The organism is Rhizobium sp. O111 (assembly GCF_055616315.1).
Genome location: NZ_JBSHXL010000001.1, coordinates 2,336,064 through 2,354,948, shown reverse-complemented (window position 1 = coordinate 2,354,948; position 18,885 = coordinate 2,336,064). Strand labels below are relative to the sequence as shown.

Sequence of the window (18,885 nt, the reverse complement as noted above, 5' to 3'; positions counted from 1 at the left end):
GGAGGGGATCAAGCCTGTTCTTTCTTCCTGTGCTGCGTCAGGCCGGCGACGACGTCCTGGGCGGAAATCGTGCCGATGATGGCGCCGTTTTCGACCACGCCGATGCTGCCCGGCTGGCGGGACAGCGCGTCGAGAATGTCGATCAGCGGGGTCTCTGCCTTGGCCGTGCCGCTGACGCTGGCACCGCTTGCTGCATCGCCGAGGCCCGCATGCATGACGTCGCGGGCGGTCAGCATGCTGATCGGGTTCATGTGCTGTACGAAATCGGCGACATACTGGTCGGCCGGGTTCTTGACGATGTCCTGCGGCGTGCCGCACTGGATGATGCGCCCGCCTTCCATGATGGCGATGCGGTTGCCGATGCGGAAGGCCTCGTCGAGATCGTGGCTGACGAAGAGGATGGTCTTCTTCAGGCGGCGCTGGAACTCGAGCAGTTCATCCTGCAGGCGGGTGCGGATCAGGGGATCGAGCGCGGAGAACGGCTCGTCCATCAGAAGGATCGGCGCGCCGGTCGCAAAGGCGCGGGCAAGGCCGACGCGCTGCTGCATGCCGCCGGAGAGCTCGTTGACCTTGCGATCGGCCCACTTGGTCAGGTTGACCAGCTCGAGCTGTTCGGCGACGCGCTTCTTGCGCTCGCCCTCGGCCATGCCGGCGAGTTCGAGGCCGAAGCCTACATTGTCGGCGACCGTGCGCCACGGGAGCAGCGCGAACTGCTGGAACACCATCGAGACGGTGTGCATGCGCAGGTCCCGCAGGCCCTTGGCCGAGGTCTTGTAGGGGTTGACCGGTCCCGACGACGTATTGACGGTGACCTCGCCGCGCACGACGGGGGCAAGTCCGTTGACGGCGCGCAGAAGGGTCGACTTGCCGGAGCCGGACAGACCCATGAGCACGAGGATCTCGCCCTCCTGGATTTCCAGCGAGGCATCGGCGACACCGAGGACGAGCCCGGTTTCGGCGCCGATCTCGTCGCGGGTCTTGCCCTTGTCGGCAAGGGTGAGGGCAGCTTCCGGCTTGTCGCCGAAGACGATGCTGACATTATCGAAGCGAACCGCGGTCATGCGCCGTCTCCTTCACCCGCCGCGCGGAACATTCGGTCGAGAATGATCGCCAGGATGACGATGCAGAGACCTGCCTCGAAGCCCTTGGCGACGTTGACGGTGTTGAGCGCGCGCACGACCGGAACGCCGAGGCCGTCGGCGCCGACGAGTGCCGCGATGACGACCATCGACAGCGAAAGCATGATCGTCTGGGTCAGGCCGGCCATGATCTGCGGCGTGGCATAGGGAAGCTCGACCTTGCGCAGCACCTGCATCGGGGTCGCGCCGAAGGATTCGGCGGCTTCGACCAGCGAGGGCGGCGTCGAGATGATGCCGAGGCGCGTGAGGCGGATGGGGGCGGGGATGGCGAAGATGACGGTGGCGATCAGGCCGGGCACCATGCCGAGGCCGAAAAGGATAAGCGCTGGAATCAGATAGACGAATGTCGGAATGGTCTGCATGAGGTCGAGTATCGGCCGCAGCAGCGAATTCACCCAGGGGCGGCGGGCGGCCGCGATGCCGAGGGGAATGCCGACGACCATGCTGACGAAGGTGGAGGCTAGCACCAGCGCCAGCGTCGCGGTCGTTTCCTTCCAGTAGCCCTGGTTCATGATGAACAGCAGCCCAAGACAGGTGAAGACGGCGACGACGAAGGAGCGCCTCAGCCAGTAGGCGATCGCGGTGATCGCCAGCACGACGATCAGCGGGTGCGGCTTCTGCAGGACGAACAGGATCCCGTCGATGACGTGGGACAGCACGAAGGCAAGCTGGTTGAAGAACCAGTCGGCATTGGAGGTGAGCCAATCCACGAAGGCTTTCGCCCAGGGACCAATGGGAATTTTAAAGTCGGTGATCCAGTTCAAGGGCGTGCCTATCCAGAAAGAACAACAACAGGGGCGAGGATAGCGAAAACGGGGTGGTCAGAGCCACCCCGTACTCGATATCAGAGGCCGAGGCTTTTCTTGACGGCGGCAACGCCGTCGCCGCTGCCGTCAAGCGTCTTGACGCCTGCGAGCCACGGCTCGATTGCCGTCGGATTGGCCTTCAGCCATTCCGTCGCGGCCTTTTCCGGCTCGTCGCCGTCGTTCAGGATCTTGCCCATGATCTGGTTCTCCATCGGGAGAGAGAAGACCATGTTCTTGAGCATGGTGCCGACGTTCGGGCATTCCGTCAGATAGTTGGCGCGAACGTTGGTGAACACCTTGGCACCACCGAAGTCAGGACCGAAAACGTCGTCGCCACCCGTGAGATAGGTGAGCTTGAAGTTTTCGTTCATCGGATGCGGCGCCCAGCCGAGGAAGACGACCGGCTTGCCGGCCTTCTCGGCGCGGGCAACCTGCGCCAGCATGCCCTGCTCGGAGGATTCGACGACCTCCATGCCCTTCATGCCGAAGGTATCCTTCTCGATCATGTTCATGACGAGACGGTTGCCGTCATTGCCCGGCTCGATGCCGTAGATCTTGCCTTCGAGATCTTCCTTGTGGGCGGCGATGTCCTTGAAGTCCTTGATGCCGAGCTCGGCGCCCTTGGCGTTGGTCGCCAATGTGTATTTCGCGCCGGTCAGGTTCGGGCCGAAGGATTCGACCGACTTGTCATCGATGAAGGGACGAACATCCTTTTCCTGCGTCGGCATCCAGTTGCCGAGGAAGATGTCGATGTCCTTGTTCTTCAACGACTGGTAGGTGACCGGTACGGAAAGAACCTTCACGTCGGGGGTGTATCCGAGACCCTTGAGGATCACGGATGCGGTTGCTGTTGTCGCGGTGATATCGGTCCAGCCCACATCCGACAGATGGACGGTGGAGCAGCTGGCGGGATCAGCGGAATATGCGGCGGTTGCGACAGAGAGTGCAGCAACGGCTGTGGCAGTGATCAGTTTGAATGCGCTTGTCGTTTTCATTTATAGACTCCCAGTCTTACGTTCCCAAGCCAATCACCAATAGCCGAGTTTTACAAGCGACCTCAGTGTGTTTGCGCCGCATTGCGGTATCCGATTGCGACGTGTCGTATTTAATGGATCGCTTGAATTTTGTCAGTTTTGAAGGGGTTTTCAGGCAATTTTCTGTGATTAACGACGGCCGGGGGTTTTCTTGATCGTATCCAGCTTTCAAGAAGCGGAGAGACGGAGAATGCAATGGCGAAGCTCTACTTCAACTACTCGACGATGAATGCCGGCAAATCGACGATGCTGCTGCAGGCCGCGTATAATTACGAGGAGCGCGGCATGCGCGTTCTTCTGCTGATCGCGGCGTTCGACGAGCGGGCGGGCAGGGGCATCATCGGCTCGCGGATCGGGCTGCAGGCCAATGCGGTCGCCTTCGAGCAGGATGCCGACCTGTTGTCGCTGATCGCCGAGCAGGGGGATGCGGGCGAACCGATTGCCTGCGTTTTCGTCGACGAGGCGCATTTCATGACGCGCGAGCATATCTGGCAGCTGGCACGCGTCGTCGACCGGCTGAATATCCCCGTCATGGTCTACGGGCTGCGCACGGATTTCCAGGGCAAGCTGTTTCCCGCCTCGCAGGAGCTGATGGCGATCTCCGACGAGATGCGCGAAGTGCGCACCATCTGCCATTGCGGCCGCAAGGCGACGATGGTCGTGCGTCTCGACGGCAACGGCGCGGTGGCGCGGGAAGGGGCGCAGATCGAGGTCGGGGGCAACGAGAAATACGTGTCGCTCTGCCGCCGCCACTGGGACGACGCCATGAACGGCGAATGGGTCGCCGAGGCGGTCTGAGCAAGCTTCTTCCATTTAGGAATGAACGGCTCTAATTTGACGGCATTCGATTCCCCGGGGATATCAGGTGCGCAAGCCTGTCTCGTTTGACACCACATTTGATGCAGCCAGTGCGATTGCCGACGAACTGCCGGTGAAGGTCAAGACCTGCGCCGATTTCGTCGGCGAGTTCGCGCGCCATCCTGCCGAGATCGACGACGAGCGCTTTCTGGTCGAAAACGAGCGCTTCCAGGGCTTTGCCGCCGATGCGAGGAACCTCGCGGAGCTGCTTGCCGAGCTGGTGGCGACGCTGGATGCAATGACGGTCAGGGTGTCGTCGGATCTCGACAGTTTCCGCGGGCTGACGGCGACCGAGCGGTTTATCGGGCATTTCTCGCGCCAGCGCATGTGGCGACGCCACAGCAGCCGGGTCCGGGCGGCACCCGTGGTCGAGCGGCTGCGCGACCTGATGGTCAAGTCCGACAGCGTTGCGGGACTGATCACGCAGCATCGCGAGGTCGTGCTCACCGCCCACAAGGAGGCGGAGCGCAGGCTGGTCGATATCGTCGAGCGCCGGCGCCGGCTGGTCGATGAGATCGACATTGCCCGCATCCGCATCAAGGAGCTCAATGCCAAGGCGCTGACGACGCAGGGGCGCATCGGCGTCTATGGCAGCAAGGCGGAGTGGGAGCGGATGGAGGAGGAGCGCAAGGCGCTGAAGGCGCAGGTCGATGAGGTCTCCACCCGCGAGCACGAGCTGCGAGACGAGAGCCAGCGGCGCGAGCGCTTCATCGGGATATTCCAGCTTCTGGTGGATGGGCTGAACACCGAGATCGGCCAGTGCAACACGCTGATGCGCAAGCTGATGATCGATACGGAAGAGCGCTTGCTGATCTATCAGGCGCAGGTGGATACCGATATTCCGGGCTCCAAGGTGCAGATTTCGTCCGAGCTGTTTCCAAATATTGCCGATGCCATCGTTCTCTTCGAACGCGACATGCTGCTGCCGCAGGAGATCGAGCATCGCAAGCGCACCGCCGACGCGCAGTTCGGCAAGCGGTTTCCGGCCTATGCGCATCAGAACGAGGATGTGCCAGGTGCGCCTTTGATCGACACGATGAAGATCTCCTCGCGGCTGCGCTTCCGGATGCCACGCCTTTAGGCGTGCCGCCTCTAAACAGGGCCGAAGAAACAATAATATCAGCACGATGTTGCCGTTTCGGATGCGGATGCATATTTGAGAGCGGGTGAAACACGCGCTTTTGGATGCAGAGGGGAATGGGCGATGCTTGACGGAATCTCCGGTTTTTTCAGATCGATCGGCCGGGCGATTGGTCGTTGGGCGCGGCTTTTCGTGGCCTGGGCCTTCTGGCCGTTGATGGCCGCGCGCGGCTGGTATGGCCGGCGTAGCTGGCTGGTCAGGCTTCCCGTCATCGGCGTGCTAGCGCTACTCATCCTGATGTACGGCTATTTCTTCGTTCAGACGCAGATGTGGACCGGCTTCAACCCGTCCTTCGTCGATCAGTACAAGCTTGCCGAACGCAAGGTTCAGGTTGGCCAGGAAGTTCCGCCCGCCGAGGGGGCGACCACGCCTGCGGCCAAGACCTGCCAACGCTCGGCGATCGTCGACGTCACGGCCGATCTCACGGATTTCAACGTCAACCAGAACGCATGGATCTCCTCCATGCTGCTCTATCGTCTCGGCTTCTTCGGGATCGACTGGGACCACACGCCGTTTCTCGACAACAAGGCCTCGTTCCAACGCGGCGTGAACCAGGCGCTGCGCCGCACCTCGGCGGAGCTCGTCGATACGCTGGGCCGCGTGCGTGGGACCTCCGGCATCAACAACGACCTGCAGAGCGCGCGCGGCAACCTGCAGTTCGACGAGTACAGCTGGTATTTCGGGCTTAATCCGTTCGGCCCGAAGACGCCGACGCCGAGTTATTATCGCTCGGCGATCGACAGTCTGCGCAAGTTCAATACGGACCTCTCCAATTGCAACGCGGTCTTCGATACGCGCGCCGACAACCTCATCCAGTTCATCGATCGTATCGCCAACGATCTCGGCGGCACCGCCGACATGCTGGCGGAGCGTTCGGCCAACCATGCGAGCGGCTGGTTCGATACGCGCGCCGACGATCGCTTCTGGTTCGCCTATGGCCAGCTCTACGGCTACTACGCCATTCTGGCGGCTGCCCAGTCGGACTTTTCGCGGGTGATCGCCGAGCGCAATCTCGGCGCGCTCTATGGTGCGACGAACGCTCAGTTCCAGGCGGCGCTGCGCATCCAGCCGGCGATCATCTCAAACGGACGCGAGGACGGCTGGATCATGCCGAGCCATCTGGCGACCATGGGCTTTTATATTCTGAGAGTGCGCTCCAACCTGGTGGAGATGCGCGCGGTGCTTGGCCGCTAAGGGCGAGGCCGGCGGCGCTACATACGGCGTGGCGTCAGGTGATCAGCTTGTAGCGGATCGCCTTGGCGACCAGCTGGGTGCGGTTGACGCAATCGAGCTTCCTGATGGCGCTGGTCATGTAGGCGTTGACCGTGTGGTCCGATAGCGACAGGATCTGGCCGATCTCGATCGAGGTCTTTCCCTGCGATGTCCAGCGCACGACTTCGCGCTCGCGGGCAGACAAGGGCGGGTGCTCGCTGGTCTTGGCCGATTTCACCAGATTGAAGGCGTCGAGCGCATGCAGCAGGATCATGGTCAGTTCGTTGACCTCGGTCTGGCCAAGCGGCGCGCGGGTTCCGGAGAACCAGAAAAGCAGGCGATTGCCATCGACAGAGCAGACGGGAAAAGCAACGCCGACCTGCATGCCGAATTCGCTCTTGAGATCCTGTAGTTCGGGCGGGAAAATGTCGGACTGATCACGAAGGTTCCAGTAACGCGGGAGGACGGAACTGGACATGCCGGAGGAAAACAACGGCAGTTGCATGAAGCGCGCGCGATCGAAACGGCTGACATAGCTATCGGGCAGGTTTGTTTCGATCAGGAGGGACTTGAGGAGAAAACTCTCGGCGGTCGGGGCATCCATCAGCGTGGCATATTTGAAGCCGAAAGCTTCGGCCGTTCGAACCAGAATTTGGACGAATGCCGGCCGCGTCTTCACGCCTGTGATTTCAGCCGTGAGTAACGACTGTCTTTCCGAGGTAGTTACGTAAGACATCAACTAGTCCATTGGTGCGCACAACTCGACTAATAAGATCTACTATCTGATATATTTGCTAGTCAGAATTTGTGCGGTGCACCGTGATTAAATTAAGGTGTTATAATTTAATCACGAAATATCCGCCTGCGGTTGTTTTTAGTTTTTCTTAAATCAACCAGGTGGAGTTTTTCGTATTTTGGCGCACGAAATACGCGCAAAGGCAAATGGAAATGAAACGATTTGCCTTGCGCGATATGTCGCAGGCGGCCGGGCCGCCCGCGAATCGCTTGGCTCTAGATCTTCGACGTATCCTTGGCCTTTTTCATCAGCTGCTCGAGGAAACCGAGCATGACGGCGGAGACGACGAAGGCCAGATGCATGGCGGTCAGCCACATGATCTTGCTGTCGGTGAACTGGTTGGAATTCAGGAAGACCTGCAGCAGGTGGATCGACGAGATGGCGACGATCGACGAGGCGACCTTGATCTTCAGGCTGCCGGAATCGAGCTTGCCGATGAAGGAGACATCGGTTTCGTTGTCGTCGAAGCGGCTGACGAAATTCTCGTAGCCGGAGATCATCACCATGACGATCAGGCTGGCGACCAGCGCCGCGTCGATGAGGCCGAGCATGGCCAGGATCATCTCACCTTCGTCATAGGTAAAGACGTTGATCGCCACCTTGGAGAACTTGTAGGCGAAGGAGATCGCGTAGACGGCCAGCGACAGCGCCAGGCCGAGGTAGAAGGCGACAAGGATCCACCGGCTGGACAGAATGATGCGCTCGACGATGAGCTCGAGTGATTTCATGGTTTACCCCCGTAAATGCTGAATCAATGCGTTGGTGATAGAGGCTGTGGGCTGCTGTGCGCAACCGCCGACGCCTTCAAACTTTCGGTATATTTCACCATGCCATTGGCATAAACGTGACCTTCACGAGACGAAATAGATCTGAGGGCGGCATGGCTGAGTATAAAACCGACATCGAGATCGCGCGTGCCGCGGTGAAAAAGCCGATCTACGAGATCGGCGACAGGCTCGGGATTCCGGCGGCTCAGCTCTCGCCCTATGGCCACGACAAGGCGAAGATCAGCGCCGAATTCACGGCGGCACAGGCGGGCAAGCCCGATGGCAAGCTCATCCTCGTCACCGCCATCAACCCGACGCCGGCGGGCGAGGGCAAGACGACCACGACGGTGGGACTCGGCGACGGGCTGAACCGGATCGGCAAAAAGGCCGTCATCTGCGTGCGCGAACCGTCGCTCGGTCCCTGCTTCGGGGTGAAGGGCGGGGCCGCCGGCGGCGGCTATGCGCAGGTCGTGCCGATGGAGGATATCAACCTCCACTTCACCGGCGATTTCCACGCGATTACCGCGGCGCATAACCTTTTGTCGGCGATGATCGACAATCATATCTACTGGGGCAACGCGCTCGATATCGACGTGCGCCGCATCACCTGGCGACGCGTGATGGACATGAACGACCGGGCGCTGCGCGAGATCGTCGCCTCGCTTGGCGGCGTCTCCAACGGGTTTCCGCGTGAGAGCGGCTTCGACATCACGGTTGCCTCGGAAGTGATGGCGATCCTGTGCCTGGCATCGGATCTTCACGATCTGGAAGAGCGCCTCGGCAACATCATCATTGGCTATCGCTTCGACAAGACGCCGGTCTTCGCGCGCGATCTGAAGGCCGACGGCGCCATGGCCGTGCTTCTCAAGGACGCGATGCAGCCGAACCTGGTGCAGACGCTGGAGAACAATCCGGCGCTGGTGCATGGCGGCCCGTTCGCCAATATCGCCCACGGCTGCAATTCCGTCATCGCCACCAAGACGGCGCTGAAGCTTGCCGACTACGTGGTGACCGAAGCGGGCTTCGGCGCGGATCTCGGTGCCGAGAAGTTCTTCGACATCAAGTGCCGCAAGGCCGGGCTGAAGCCGGATGCGGCGGTGATCGTCGCGACCGTGCGGGCGCTGAAGATGAATGGCGGCGTGGGGAAGGGCGATCTCGGGCGCGAGGATGTCGGCGCGGTGACGCGCGGCTGCTCCAACCTCGGCCGCCATGTGGCCAATGTCCGCAAGTTCGGCGTGCCCGTCGTGGTCGCCATCAACCACTTCGTTTCCGATACGGATGCCGAGGTGCAGGCGGTGAAGGCCTATGTCGCGCATCTCGGCGCGGAAGCCATCGTATGCCGCCACTGGGCGGAAGGCTCGGCCGGGATCGAGGAATTGGCCTGGAAGGTGGTGGAGATGGCCGAATCCGGCGCTGCCAAGTTCGCGCCGATCTATCCCGACTCCATGCCGCTCATCGAAAAGATCGAGGAAGTCGCCGCCCAGATTTATCATGCCGGCGAAGTCAGCGTGCCGAAGACGGTGCGCGACCAGCTGAAGGTCTGGGAAGAGCAAGGCTATGGCGATCTGCCCGTCTGCATCGCCAAGACCCAGTATTCCTTCTCGACCGACCCCAACCTGCGCGGCGCGCCGGAGGGGCATGTGGTCTCGGTGCGCGAGGTGCGACTATCTGCCGGCGCCGGCTTCATCGTCGTTATCACCGGCGAGATCATGACCATGCCCGGCCTACCGAAATCGCCGGCCGCCGAGCGCATCCATCTCAACGAGGATGGCGCGATCGAGGGGTTGTTTTGATCTCTCGCATCAATTGAAGATGCTCGGTTTCTGATTCACCTAGTGCAAGCAAGCCGTTGACGCTACTGCCATTTTCAATGGCAATAGCGGTATCCGCCCTTCCTCTGCAGGACGTCGAGATGGAAGTGGGTCTCGTGGGCGGCGTCGCTTTCGGGGTCGAGCACCGTTGTGAAATAGAGGCAGCCGGCGGCGCTGACGGTGCGCTGGAAGGCGCCGATCAGGGTCGAATCTTCGCGCCTCGGCTTGACCGCGATATCCTCTCCCTTCTCGAAGCTGAAGCTTGCGATATCGACCGCGTTGCCGCGCGCGTGTTCGGAGATCTTGCCGGTCTCGGCGCTGTTGCGCAGGCGGCAGATATAGGAGGAGGCCTGGTTGATGGTGGTGATGCGGCCCTGATCCGCGGCGGCAATGGCTGCTGCCGGGATGACCGTTCCCTTCATCCAGCGCGCCAGCGCCAGCGCCACCGGGCAACGGAAGACGCCATCCGGCTTGAGCTTGATGCCGGGCAGGGCTTCGGTGACCTTGATCGGCTTATCGATACCGCAGCCGTTGCCGTCGTCGATACGGCCGAGATCGGTGGAGACGACGCCGAGCGTTTGCAGCTCCTTGACACATTCGGAGTGGTCGGCATCGCTTTCCGGCTCGATCGTCAGATGCTGGGCCTCGAGCGTCTGCTTGTCTGGAGGGTTGTTGTCTGGAAGGTTGGGGCCCTGCACCTCGCGCTTGGGCGCGGCTGCGTCCTTGGCTGACGTGTCGGAGGCGGGGGCGGGCTGGTCGCCTTCGGTGGTCTTCTCACCGGGCTTTGTGTCCGGCTTTGGAACATCGGGGCTGGCAGCGTCAGGTGCTGCCGTATCGGGTTTAGCACCTGGCTTGGGCTGCGGCTTTGGCGCGACATCAATATTCGCGGGGTCGTCGGCCTGCTGTTCGACTTGTTTGTCGCCGGGTTTTACTTCCGGTTTGGGGCCGGTCTCGGGCAGGCCGGCGCCGGTCAACATGATGAGGCAGAGAAGTGCTATCGCGATCTGGCCTGTCTTCTTCACGCATCCATCCATCGTTTTATTCCCAGCGGAATAACAACGTATGAGGGCGGATTTCGTTGCAATTTCGCAACGTTGATCGGCATCGTTAAAACATGACCATTTAGATCATGATATCTCGGCTACATATATTGACAACTATACTCATGTTTTTTATGCGGCAAGAAGAAGGCGGAATTATTCGCCTCAACACCTAGCCAGCCCCTCCAAGCGCGAATGCGTGACGACCAGCCAGCCCGGTACTTTTTTCATTGAGGGGTTGATTATGGTTATCCGACATTGGCGCTCGGCGCTTTTGGTGAGCGCGGCGTTTGTCTGCGCTGGTCAGGTCTCGCAGGCGCTGGCGCAGAGCGCGCAAACGACGACGCCGGCTGCTACTGCTGAGACGGACGAAAACGGCACGGCGCTGCAGAAGATTGTTGTGAAGGGCAAGCGAGTTGTGAACGCTGGCGATGCCGAAAACACGCCGCTCGCGACCGAGACAAACGAGGCGCAGATCGAGCGCAACCAAATCCAGAGCATCGAGAACCTTGGCCGTACGGTCGACCCGGCCGTGAATTTCAATCGGACGACGAGCTCTATCAACATTCGAGGACTTGAAGGCAACCGAGTAGCAACGCTGGTCGACGGTATCCCACTCAGCTATCTGAGGGATGGTGCACGCGGCACGAGCGGCGGTACCGATAGCTTCGACTTCTTCTCTCTTACAAGCGTCAATGTCGTGAAGGGTGCGGACAGCAGCCGTATCGGTGATGGCGCGCTTGGCGGCGCGCTGCTGCTGCGTACGCTCGAACCCGCAGACCTGATCGGCGAAGGCAAGGACTGGGGCGGCAAGGTCGGCACCGGCTTCGATACCTCCGACAAGAGCTGGTACGGTGGTGCGGCTGTTGCAAAGCGTATCGAGAACACCTCGATCATGTTCCTCGGCAGCTACAAGAAGGGCCATGAGGACCGAAACCAGGGGACGGTCGGCGGCTACGGTACGACGCGCACCGAAGCAAACCCGGCGGACTACGGTCAGAACAACCTCTTGTTCAAGCTGCGCCAGGACACCGATTCCGGACATTCGTTCGGGTTCACCGCGGAGCGGTTCCACTACGACAAGGACACCGACCTGCTGCGAGACAGGACGGCCACAGGCAACTATCGCCCAAGCGGCAAGCATACCTCTGGCGAAGAGAACGAGCGGACCCGCTTCTCACTCGACTATGAATACGAGGCTCCAAGCACCGACGGCCTGATCGACGCCGCGCAAGCATCGCTTTACTGGCAGAAGCAGGTGCGCGCGATTACCCAGGACTCCCAGCGGTTCGGTGCGTTGGCTGGTCCGTTCATCCGCCGCAACGAAATGACCGAAACAGGCGTCGGCTTCAACGGCTATATCGACAGCGGTTTCAAGACGGGTGTTGTCGATCACGTCTTCACCGTTGGAACGAACATTTTCATCTCGAAGGCTGATCAGTATTCCTCCGGCATGGACGCGTGCTACACGCTGACGCCACAGCCGGCCACTTGCGCCTTTCTGCATACCAACCAGTCGGACATGCCTGACGTCGACAGCAAGAAGTTCGGCATCTATGCGCAGGACCGGATGAGCTTCGGAGATACGGGCTTCTCGCTGACGCCTGGCCTGCGTTTCGACTGGTACGATCATAGCCCGCAGGATTCTGCCGCCTACTCCAACGGCCCGTTGTCGCCTTCGCTTCCAAGGGGATCCAGTGACAGCGCGATCTCGCCAAAGCTTCTCGCCGAATACGAAGTAGCACCGGGTGTCACGCTGTTCGGACAGTGGGCCATGGGCTTCCGTTCGCCTACGGCCAACGAGCTTTACATGACCTATGGTGGCGTCGGCACGTATCTGTCGATCGGCAATCCCGACCTTCAGCCTGAAACCAGCAATGGCTTCGAGCTTGGGGCGCGTTTCGGAGACGACGATTTCGGCGGATCGGTCAGCGGCTTCTACAACCGCTATCGCAACTTCATCGATACGCGTGCATTCACCACGGCGGAGGCTCTTGCTGCGGGCTACGATCCGGCTGACTATGGCAACAATGTCAGCGGGTATCAAAACGTCGCGCGCGCCCAGATTTCGGGTATCGAATTCAACGTCCACAAGCAGTTCGATAGTGGTATCAATCTGCGTGCCGGGCTTGCCTACACACGCGGTATCAACCTGGTAACGGACAGGTATCTTAGCTCCGTGGCACCCATGAAGGCTGTTCTGGGCGTTGGCTACGAGCAGGAGACCTGGGGTGTGGACGCCCTGTGGACAGGTGTTGCAGGCGTTTCCGACAAGTCGGCTGCGACCTTCAAGGCGCCGGGCTACGGAATTGTGGACCTGACGGCATGGTGGACGCCGGAGAAGCTGAACGGCATGCAGATCAATGCAGGCGTCTACAACCTGTTTGACAAGAAGTATTTCGACGCACTGAGCAATGCGACCCAGTCGGGTGTGACGGTTGCCAACCGCGACTACTATTCAGAGCCGGGCCGCTACTTCAAGGTTTCGCTGACCCAACGCTTCTAAACCAATCGAAAGGGCGGCCTCCGGGTCGCCCTTTTTCGTGGCCGTATTCGCCTCTTGCGCTCGACCTGATCTCACGCTAACAATTCCGCCCATGAACATGTCCTTGAACATCGCAATCTGGTGGTGGGCTCGCTAAGGCGGCCTCGACCAATCGTGTCCAAAGACGACGATGAGCCGCCCGGAAAACACCAGGCGGCTTTTTTTGTTTTTAAGGCCGCCTGTCATCCGGGCCGATAACGGAGTGAAGCAATGGTAACGATCATCAGGGATGACGGAGCGGAGATTTACGAGACCAAGGGTGGCATCACGGTCACGCGGCAGCGCCGGGCGATCCCTTATGCCGACGCGGTCTCCTCCTATATCGACAAGCTCGACGAGCGGCGCGGCGCGGTATTCTCGTCGAACTACGAATATCCGGGCCGCTACACGCGCTGGGATACCGCCGTGGTCGATCCGCCGCTCGGCATCTCCTGCAATGGCCGCAAGGTCTGGATCGATGCCTATAACGAGCGCGGCGAGGTCATCCTCGGCTTCGTCACCGAGCGGCTGAAGACGATCTCAGAGCTGGAACTCGGCGCGTCGACCAAGCGGCGGCTGGATCTCACCGTCAAGGCGCCGGACCGGGCGTTCACGGAAGAAGAGCGCTCGAAGATCCCGACGGTTTTCACCGTGCTGCGCGCCGTTACCGATCTCTTCTATTCGCAGGCCGATGCCAGCCTCGGGCTCTATGGCGCCTTCGGCTACGATCTCGCCTTCCAGTTCGACGCCATCAACCTGAAGCTCACGCGCCCCTCCGACCAGCGCGACATGGTGCTCTACCTCCCTGATGAAATCCTCGTCGTCGACAATTATTCGGCCAAGGCCTGGATCGACCGCTACGATTTCGAAAAGGGCGGGCTGACCACCGAGGGCAAGGCCGGCGATATTCCGGCCGAGCCGTTCCAGCGCACCGACACGATCCCGCCGAAGAGCGACCATCGCCCCGGCGAATATTCCGAGCTGGTGGTGAAGGCGAAGGAAAGCTTCCGCAAGGGCGACCTGTTCGAGGTTGTGCCCGGGCAGAAGTTCATGGAGCGTTGCGACAGCAAGCCTTCGGATATTTCCAAGCGCCTGAAGGCGATCAATCCGTCGCCCTATTCCTTCTTCATCAATCTCGGCAACCAGGAATACCTGGTCGGCGCATCGCCGGAAATGTTCGTGCGCGTCTCCGGCCGCCGCATCGAGACCTGCCCGATCTCAGGCACGATCAAGCGCGGTGACGATCCGATCGCCGATAGCGAGCAGATCCTGAAGCTCCTGAACTCCAAGAAGGATGAGTCCGAGCTCACCATGTGCTCGGATGTCGATCGCAACGACAAGAGCCGCGTCTGCGAGCCGGGTTCGGTCAAGGTCATCGGCCGCCGGCAGATCGAGATGTATTCGCGCCTCATCCACACGGTCGACCATATCGAAGGTCGCCTGCGCGACGACATGGATGCGTTCGACGGCTTCCTCAGCCATGCCTGGGCGGTCACCGTCACCGGCGCGCCGAAGCTGTGGGCCATGCGCTTCATCGAAAGCCATGAGAAGAGCCCGCGCGCCTGGTATGGTGGGGCGATCGGCATGGTCGGGTTCAATGGCGACATGAACACGGGGCTGACGCTGCGCACCGTGCGGATCAAGGACGGGATCGCCGAAGTCCGGGCAGGGGCGACCTTGCTCAACGATTCCATCCCAGAGGAAGAAGAAGCCGAAACCGAACTGAAGGCGTCCGCCATGCTCTCCGCCATCCGCGATGCCAAGGCCGGCAATACGGCCAAGGCCAGCCGCGACGTCGCCACTGTGGGCAAGGGCGTCAAGATCCTGCTCGTCGACCACGAAGACAGCTTCGTGCATACGCTGGCCAACTATTTCCGCCAGACGGGCGCCGAGGTTTCGACCGTGCGCTCGCCGGTGCCGGAAGAGATTTTCGACCGGCTCGATCCCGATCTCGTCGTGCTCTCGCCCGGTCCCGGCAATCCGAAGGATTTCGACTGCAAGGCGACGATCAAGAAGGCGCGGGCCCGCAACCTGCCAATCTTCGGCGTCTGCCTCGGGCTTCAGGCGATCGCCGAGGCCTATGGCGGCGAGCTGCGTCATCTGGCGCTGCCGATGCACGGCAAGCCGTCGCGCATCCGCGTGCTGGAGCCGGGCCTGGTATTTTCAGGCCTCGGCAAGGAAGTCACCGTCGGCCGCTACCACTCGATCTTCGCCGACCCCTCCACCCTGCCGCGCGATTTCATCATCACCGCGGAGAGCGAGGATGGCACGATCATGGGCATCGAGCACGCCAAGGAACCGATCGCGGCCGTGCAGTTCCATCCGGAATCGATCATGACGCTCGGCGGCGACGCCGGCATGCGGATGATCGAGAACGTGGTGGCGCATCTGTCGCGGAAGGCGAAGACGAAGGCGGCTTGAGGGCTCAAACTCTCAAGGTTTTCCGACATGGCGGACGGGTTGAAAACAGATATCAACCCGTCGCCCGATGGCAAAATCATGCTCGGCTGCGCTGCCGCTCCACCTCTTTCAGGACATCGATGAAGGCGCGCAGCGGGGATGGAACGTGGCGATAGCCGGGGTAATAAAGCACGTTGCCCGGTATGGCCGGGCACCAGTCGTCGAGAAGCGTCATCAGCGCGCCGCGCTCCAGTTCCTCATGGGCAAAGAGGTCAGGCACATAGGCTATGCCGAGACCGCCGGCCGCGCTTTTGACCATCAGGGCGTTGTCATCAAGGGTGAGGTGGCCCGGAACATCGATCGACAGATCCTCGCCGTTACGGCTGAACTCCCAGCGATAGCGTCTGCCACCCGGCAGACGCTGGCGGATGCATGTATGTTTCGTTAGGTCGTCTGGCACCGACGGTTGGCCATGCGCCTGCACATAGCTTGGGGAGGCGACGGCGATGAAGCGAATGCTGCCGCCGAAGGGCACGGCGATCATGTCCTGGGGCACGGATTCGGCCAGGCGGACACCGGCATCAAAACCCTGCTCGACGATATCGACAAGGCGCCCCTCCGAAACGAGGTCGAGTTCGACAGCGGGATAGCGCGCGAGGAATGTCGGCACCACGTTGCCCAGAAGCCATTGGCCGGCGCCCCGGTTGGTGTTGATCCGCAGGATACCCGCCGGCTCGCCGCGTTCGTCGGCTATGCCGTCGATCGCCTCTTCGAGATCGCGCAGAACCGGATCCAGCCTTTCCAGCAGCCGCCGGCCGGCATCTGTGGTGGCGACGCTGCGCGTTGTCCGGTTGAGAAGCCGAACCCCCATGTTTTTCTCGAGGTTGATCAGCGTGTGGCTCAGCGACGAGCGCGACACGCCCAGCGCATCGGCCGCCTTGCGGAAGCTGCGGTGACTGGCGACGGCGCGGAAGGCTTCGAGTTCACTCAGTGTCGGTCTGGTCATTGGTGAAAATATCACACGATCTCATGCGTAATTGGGTGACTTATATCACCAAAAGAAAAGGACGATATGGGGTCTGCTTGAAAAAAGGAGATAGCCATGAGCAAGACCTGGTTCATTACCGGCACATCGTCCGGCCTTGGCCGAGAAATGACCGAGCAGTTGCTGTCACGTGGTGACAGCGTCGTGGCGACCGTGCGGCGCGCCGATCAATTGGACGCGCTGCAGGCGCAGTATGGCGAGCGGCTTGTCGTGCTGACGCTCGACATCCTGGATACAGCCGGCATCCGCTCCGCTGTTGCTGATGCATTCCAGCGCATGGGGCGCATCGATGTCGTCGTCAGCAATGCTGGATATGGTCTATTCGGTGCGGCCGAAGAACTCGGCGATGCGCAGATCGACCAGCAGATCGCCACCAACCTGACGGGGTCGATACAGCTCATCCGCGCGGCCTTGCCACATCTGCGCCAGCAGGGCGGGGGACGGATCATGCAGGTCTCGTCGGAGGGCGGGCAGATTACCTACCCCAACTTCAGCCTCTATCATGCAACGAAGTGGGGCATCGAAGGCTTCGTCGAGGCGGTCGCCAAGGAGGTCGCTCCCTTCGGCATCGACTTCATCATCGCGGAACCGGGCCCGACCGTGACGAACTTTGGAGCAGGTCTGGTGCACGGCAAGCCGATGGATGTCTATGAGGCGACACCGGCGGGCGATGTCCGCCGCGCCGTCGCAAGCGGCAGCTTCGACATCAAGGGCGATGCGGCACGCACCGTGGCTGCGATGATCGCCGCCGCCGACATGGAGCGGCCGGCGCTCCGTTTGGCGCTCGGAAGCATTGCCTACCGCTCGATCTCCACGGCGCTCGCGGAACGGCTTGCGGCGATCGAGGCGCAGCGTGATGTTGCCTTCTCGGCGGATCGCGACGGCTAAGAGGTCATGGGAGAGGCGTGACCGGTCTCGCGCTCCTCAGCCCCGCCGCTGCACGATCTTCACATTCATCCGGCTGCGCAGCTTGAAACCTAGTTGCTCGTAGAGCGCAATCGCCGAGGTGTTGCTGGCATAGGCGTGCAGAAACACCTCTTCACCGCGCGCCGCGATCTCGCCGGCGACGAAGCGGAAGAGGAGGGTGCCGAGGCCGCGTTTCTGGAAATCGGGGTGGGTGCAAAGGCCGCTCAATTCGGAAAGGCCGGGATGGCGCATGCGCTGGCCGGCCATCGCCGCCAGGCGACCGTCGATCTTGACGCCCCAGAAGGTGCCGAGGCGCTGGGCGCCGAGCGTGAAGGGGCCGGGCTTCGTCAGCAGCGCCAGCGCCAGCATCTCCTCGGCATCGTCAGCTGTCAGCGGCTCGATACTCATGTCGTCGATGCGTTCGTACGGTCGGTCGCCGATCATCTGCACGAGCGTGCTTTCGATCAGCACGTCGTAGCCATCAGGGACTGTGATCGGGCCGGCTTCGACCAGCGCCATGATCTCGCCGGGCGCGGAAAGGGCCGCCAGCGCTGCCAGGCTCTCCGGCGTGTCGTCGCGCGGGGCGGCGAAGGGGACGATCGAGGTGGGGTAACGCATCGCGAGCGGACCGCCTTCGGCGAGATCGGCATGCACGGTCAGAAGCGCGTTCCAGGCGGGACGGTCGAGGCTGTGGGTCACTGGTGGTCCTCCCTGATCGCGTTGCGGGCGTATCCGGGACGCGGGCCGGTCCGACGCAATCATTCTTTCGCTCAATTTAGAGCCGTTTGCCGGTCAATGCCATAATGTCGATCGCTTCAATTTCCGGTCTTTGGGGTCTGCTGGGAAGGCGCGCCGCTCGGTTTGCCAGGGCTGTGGGTGTGATGCCCCCCTCTGCCCTGCCGGGCTACCGGGGCAGAGCCACGCGTCTCTGCCCGCGCTTCGCGCCCCCCACAGGTGGGGAGATTGGCTGGGTGCGCCCGCTCGCTCCAAATTTCGTTGGTTGGCGTAAACCTCGCCGCGAGTCGATCTCCCCCCTTGTGGGCGAGATGTCCGGCAGGACAGAGGGGGGTAACGCAGCCTCGACCCATGCTTTCATCCACCCATACCATTGACATCCGCCCTCAAATCAGAACGTTTCAGGAACGATCAATCGGGAATCCTGCGCGTGTCCACTGGTGAAAAGTTTATCGTGATCCCCTACCGCAGCAATCGCGGCAAGCTGGTGCCGGGCGAGATGCGGCAGGCGTCGAATCCGATCAGCGCGGAGAAGATCGCGTCCGCCATGTCGGAGCGCTTCGCGGGTGTCGCGGCCTATGCGATCACCGTTGACGAGGAGACCGGCGACATGCTGTCGCCACGGCTCTTGGCGCAGTTCGGCGAGATCGCCGATCTCAATCCGTAAGCGT

General features: G+C 61.4%; 16 protein-coding genes. 8 read left to right on the top strand and 8 right to left on the bottom strand.

Annotated elements, in window-relative coordinates; all coding sequences use genetic code 11:
- Window positions 1-8: 8 nt before the first annotated feature.
- The 3 genes from choV to ACVTFQ_RS11950 all read right to left on the bottom strand — a co-directional run bounded on the left by choV (window position 9) and on the right by ACVTFQ_RS11950 (window position 2,940).
- Window positions 9-1,061: a choline ABC transporter ATP-binding protein gene (gene choV / locus ACVTFQ_RS11960; protein WP_111562916.1), complete on the bottom strand. Its 1,053-nt coding sequence runs from the start codon at window positions 1,059-1,061 to the stop codon at window positions 9-11.
- On the bottom strand, window positions 1,058-1,903 hold the full coding sequence (gene choW / locus ACVTFQ_RS11955) for a choline ABC transporter permease subunit (RefSeq protein ID WP_047506216.1): 846 nt from the start codon (window positions 1,901-1,903) through the stop codon (window positions 1,058-1,060). The genes choV and choW overlap by 4 nt, the downstream gene beginning before the upstream one ends.
- 80 nt (window positions 1,904-1,983) lie before the next feature.
- Window positions 1,984-2,940 carry a choline ABC transporter substrate-binding protein gene (locus ACVTFQ_RS11950; RefSeq protein WP_018897314.1) on the bottom strand — a complete coding sequence of 319 codons (957 nt, stop codon included), beginning with the start codon at window positions 2,938-2,940 and terminating at the stop codon, window positions 1,984-1,986.
- 234 nt (window positions 2,941-3,174) lie between these two features.
- Between ACVTFQ_RS11950 and ACVTFQ_RS11945 the strand changes: the two genes are divergently transcribed.
- The 3 genes from ACVTFQ_RS11945 (at window position 3,175) to ACVTFQ_RS11935 (ending at window position 6,172) form a co-directional block, all read left to right on the top strand.
- Window positions 3,175-3,777, top strand: a complete 603-nt coding sequence (locus ACVTFQ_RS11945) for a thymidine kinase (protein ID WP_111562915.1) — start codon at window positions 3,175-3,177, stop codon at window positions 3,775-3,777.
- Between the two features lie 67 nt (window positions 3,778-3,844).
- Entirely contained in the window at window positions 3,845-4,918 is a 1,074-nt protein-coding gene (locus tag ACVTFQ_RS11940) for a hypothetical protein (protein ID WP_470423895.1), read from the top strand.
- Window positions 4,919-5,041: 123 nt separating this feature from the next.
- Window positions 5,042-6,172, top strand: coding sequence for a DUF2333 family protein (locus ACVTFQ_RS11935; RefSeq protein WP_111562913.1), 1,131 nt, complete (start codon window positions 5,042-5,044; stop codon window positions 6,170-6,172).
- Window positions 6,173-6,206: 34 nt separating this feature from the next.
- On the opposite strand, the gene ACVTFQ_RS11930 is transcribed toward ACVTFQ_RS11935, so the two are convergent.
- Complete coding sequence (locus ACVTFQ_RS11930; protein ID WP_047506206.1) at window positions 6,207-6,926, bottom strand: helix-turn-helix transcriptional regulator; 720 nt, start codon at window positions 6,924-6,926, stop codon at window positions 6,207-6,209.
- Window positions 6,927-7,201: 275 nt separating this feature from the next.
- Window positions 7,202-7,714: a TIGR00645 family protein gene (locus ACVTFQ_RS11925; RefSeq protein ID WP_111562912.1), complete on the bottom strand. Its 513-nt coding sequence runs from the start codon at window positions 7,712-7,714 to the stop codon at window positions 7,202-7,204.
- 152 nt (window positions 7,715-7,866) lie between these two features.
- Here ACVTFQ_RS11925 and ACVTFQ_RS11920 point away from each other — a divergent pair, with 152 nt between their 5' ends.
- On the top strand, window positions 7,867-9,546 hold the full coding sequence (locus ACVTFQ_RS11920) for a formate--tetrahydrofolate ligase (RefSeq protein ID WP_111562911.1): 1,680 nt from the start codon (window positions 7,867-7,869) through the stop codon (window positions 9,544-9,546).
- 74 nt (window positions 9,547-9,620) lie between these two features.
- Here the strand turns inward: ACVTFQ_RS11920 and ACVTFQ_RS11915 are convergent, their stop codons facing one another.
- Window positions 9,621-10,598, bottom strand: coding sequence for an extensin family protein (locus tag ACVTFQ_RS11915; RefSeq protein ID WP_112436080.1), 978 nt, complete (start codon window positions 10,596-10,598; stop codon window positions 9,621-9,623).
- A 250-nt stretch (window positions 10,599-10,848) separates the two neighbouring features.
- Here ACVTFQ_RS11915 and ACVTFQ_RS11910 point away from each other — a divergent pair, with 250 nt between their 5' ends.
- Both ACVTFQ_RS11910 and ACVTFQ_RS11905 read left to right on the top strand, forming a co-directional pair.
- Window positions 10,849-13,110, top strand: coding sequence for a TonB-dependent hemoglobin/transferrin/lactoferrin family receptor (locus ACVTFQ_RS11910; protein WP_112436079.1), 2,262 nt, complete (start codon window positions 10,849-10,851; stop codon window positions 13,108-13,110).
- Window positions 13,111-13,359: 249 nt separating this feature from the next.
- Window positions 13,360-15,549 carry an anthranilate synthase gene (locus tag ACVTFQ_RS11905; RefSeq protein ID WP_111562908.1) on the top strand — a complete coding sequence of 730 codons (2,190 nt, stop codon included), beginning with the start codon at window positions 13,360-13,362 and terminating at the stop codon, window positions 15,547-15,549.
- A gap of 76 nt (window positions 15,550-15,625) precedes the next feature.
- Here the strand turns inward: ACVTFQ_RS11905 and ACVTFQ_RS11900 are convergent, their stop codons facing one another.
- On the bottom strand, window positions 15,626-16,534 hold the full coding sequence (locus ACVTFQ_RS11900; RefSeq protein ID WP_111562907.1) for a LysR family transcriptional regulator: 909 nt from the start codon (window positions 16,532-16,534) through the stop codon (window positions 15,626-15,628).
- 96 nt (window positions 16,535-16,630) lie between these two features.
- Here ACVTFQ_RS11900 and ACVTFQ_RS11895 point away from each other — a divergent pair, with 96 nt between their 5' ends.
- Window positions 16,631-17,461 carry an SDR family oxidoreductase gene (locus tag ACVTFQ_RS11895; protein WP_111562906.1) on the top strand — a complete coding sequence of 277 codons (831 nt, stop codon included), beginning with the start codon at window positions 16,631-16,633 and terminating at the stop codon, window positions 17,459-17,461.
- Between the two features lie 36 nt (window positions 17,462-17,497).
- Here ACVTFQ_RS11895 and ACVTFQ_RS11890 read toward each other — a convergent pair whose 3' ends face one another.
- Complete coding sequence (locus tag ACVTFQ_RS11890) at window positions 17,498-18,178, bottom strand: GNAT family N-acetyltransferase (protein ID WP_111562905.1); 681 nt, start codon at window positions 18,176-18,178, stop codon at window positions 17,498-17,500.
- A 466-nt stretch (window positions 18,179-18,644) separates the two neighbouring features.
- Between ACVTFQ_RS11890 and ACVTFQ_RS11885 the strand changes: the two genes are divergently transcribed.
- On the top strand, window positions 18,645-18,881 hold the full coding sequence (locus ACVTFQ_RS11885; RefSeq protein WP_018897325.1) for a hypothetical protein: 237 nt from the start codon (window positions 18,645-18,647) through the stop codon (window positions 18,879-18,881).
- The last annotated feature ends 4 nt before the right edge of the window (window positions 18,882-18,885 follow it).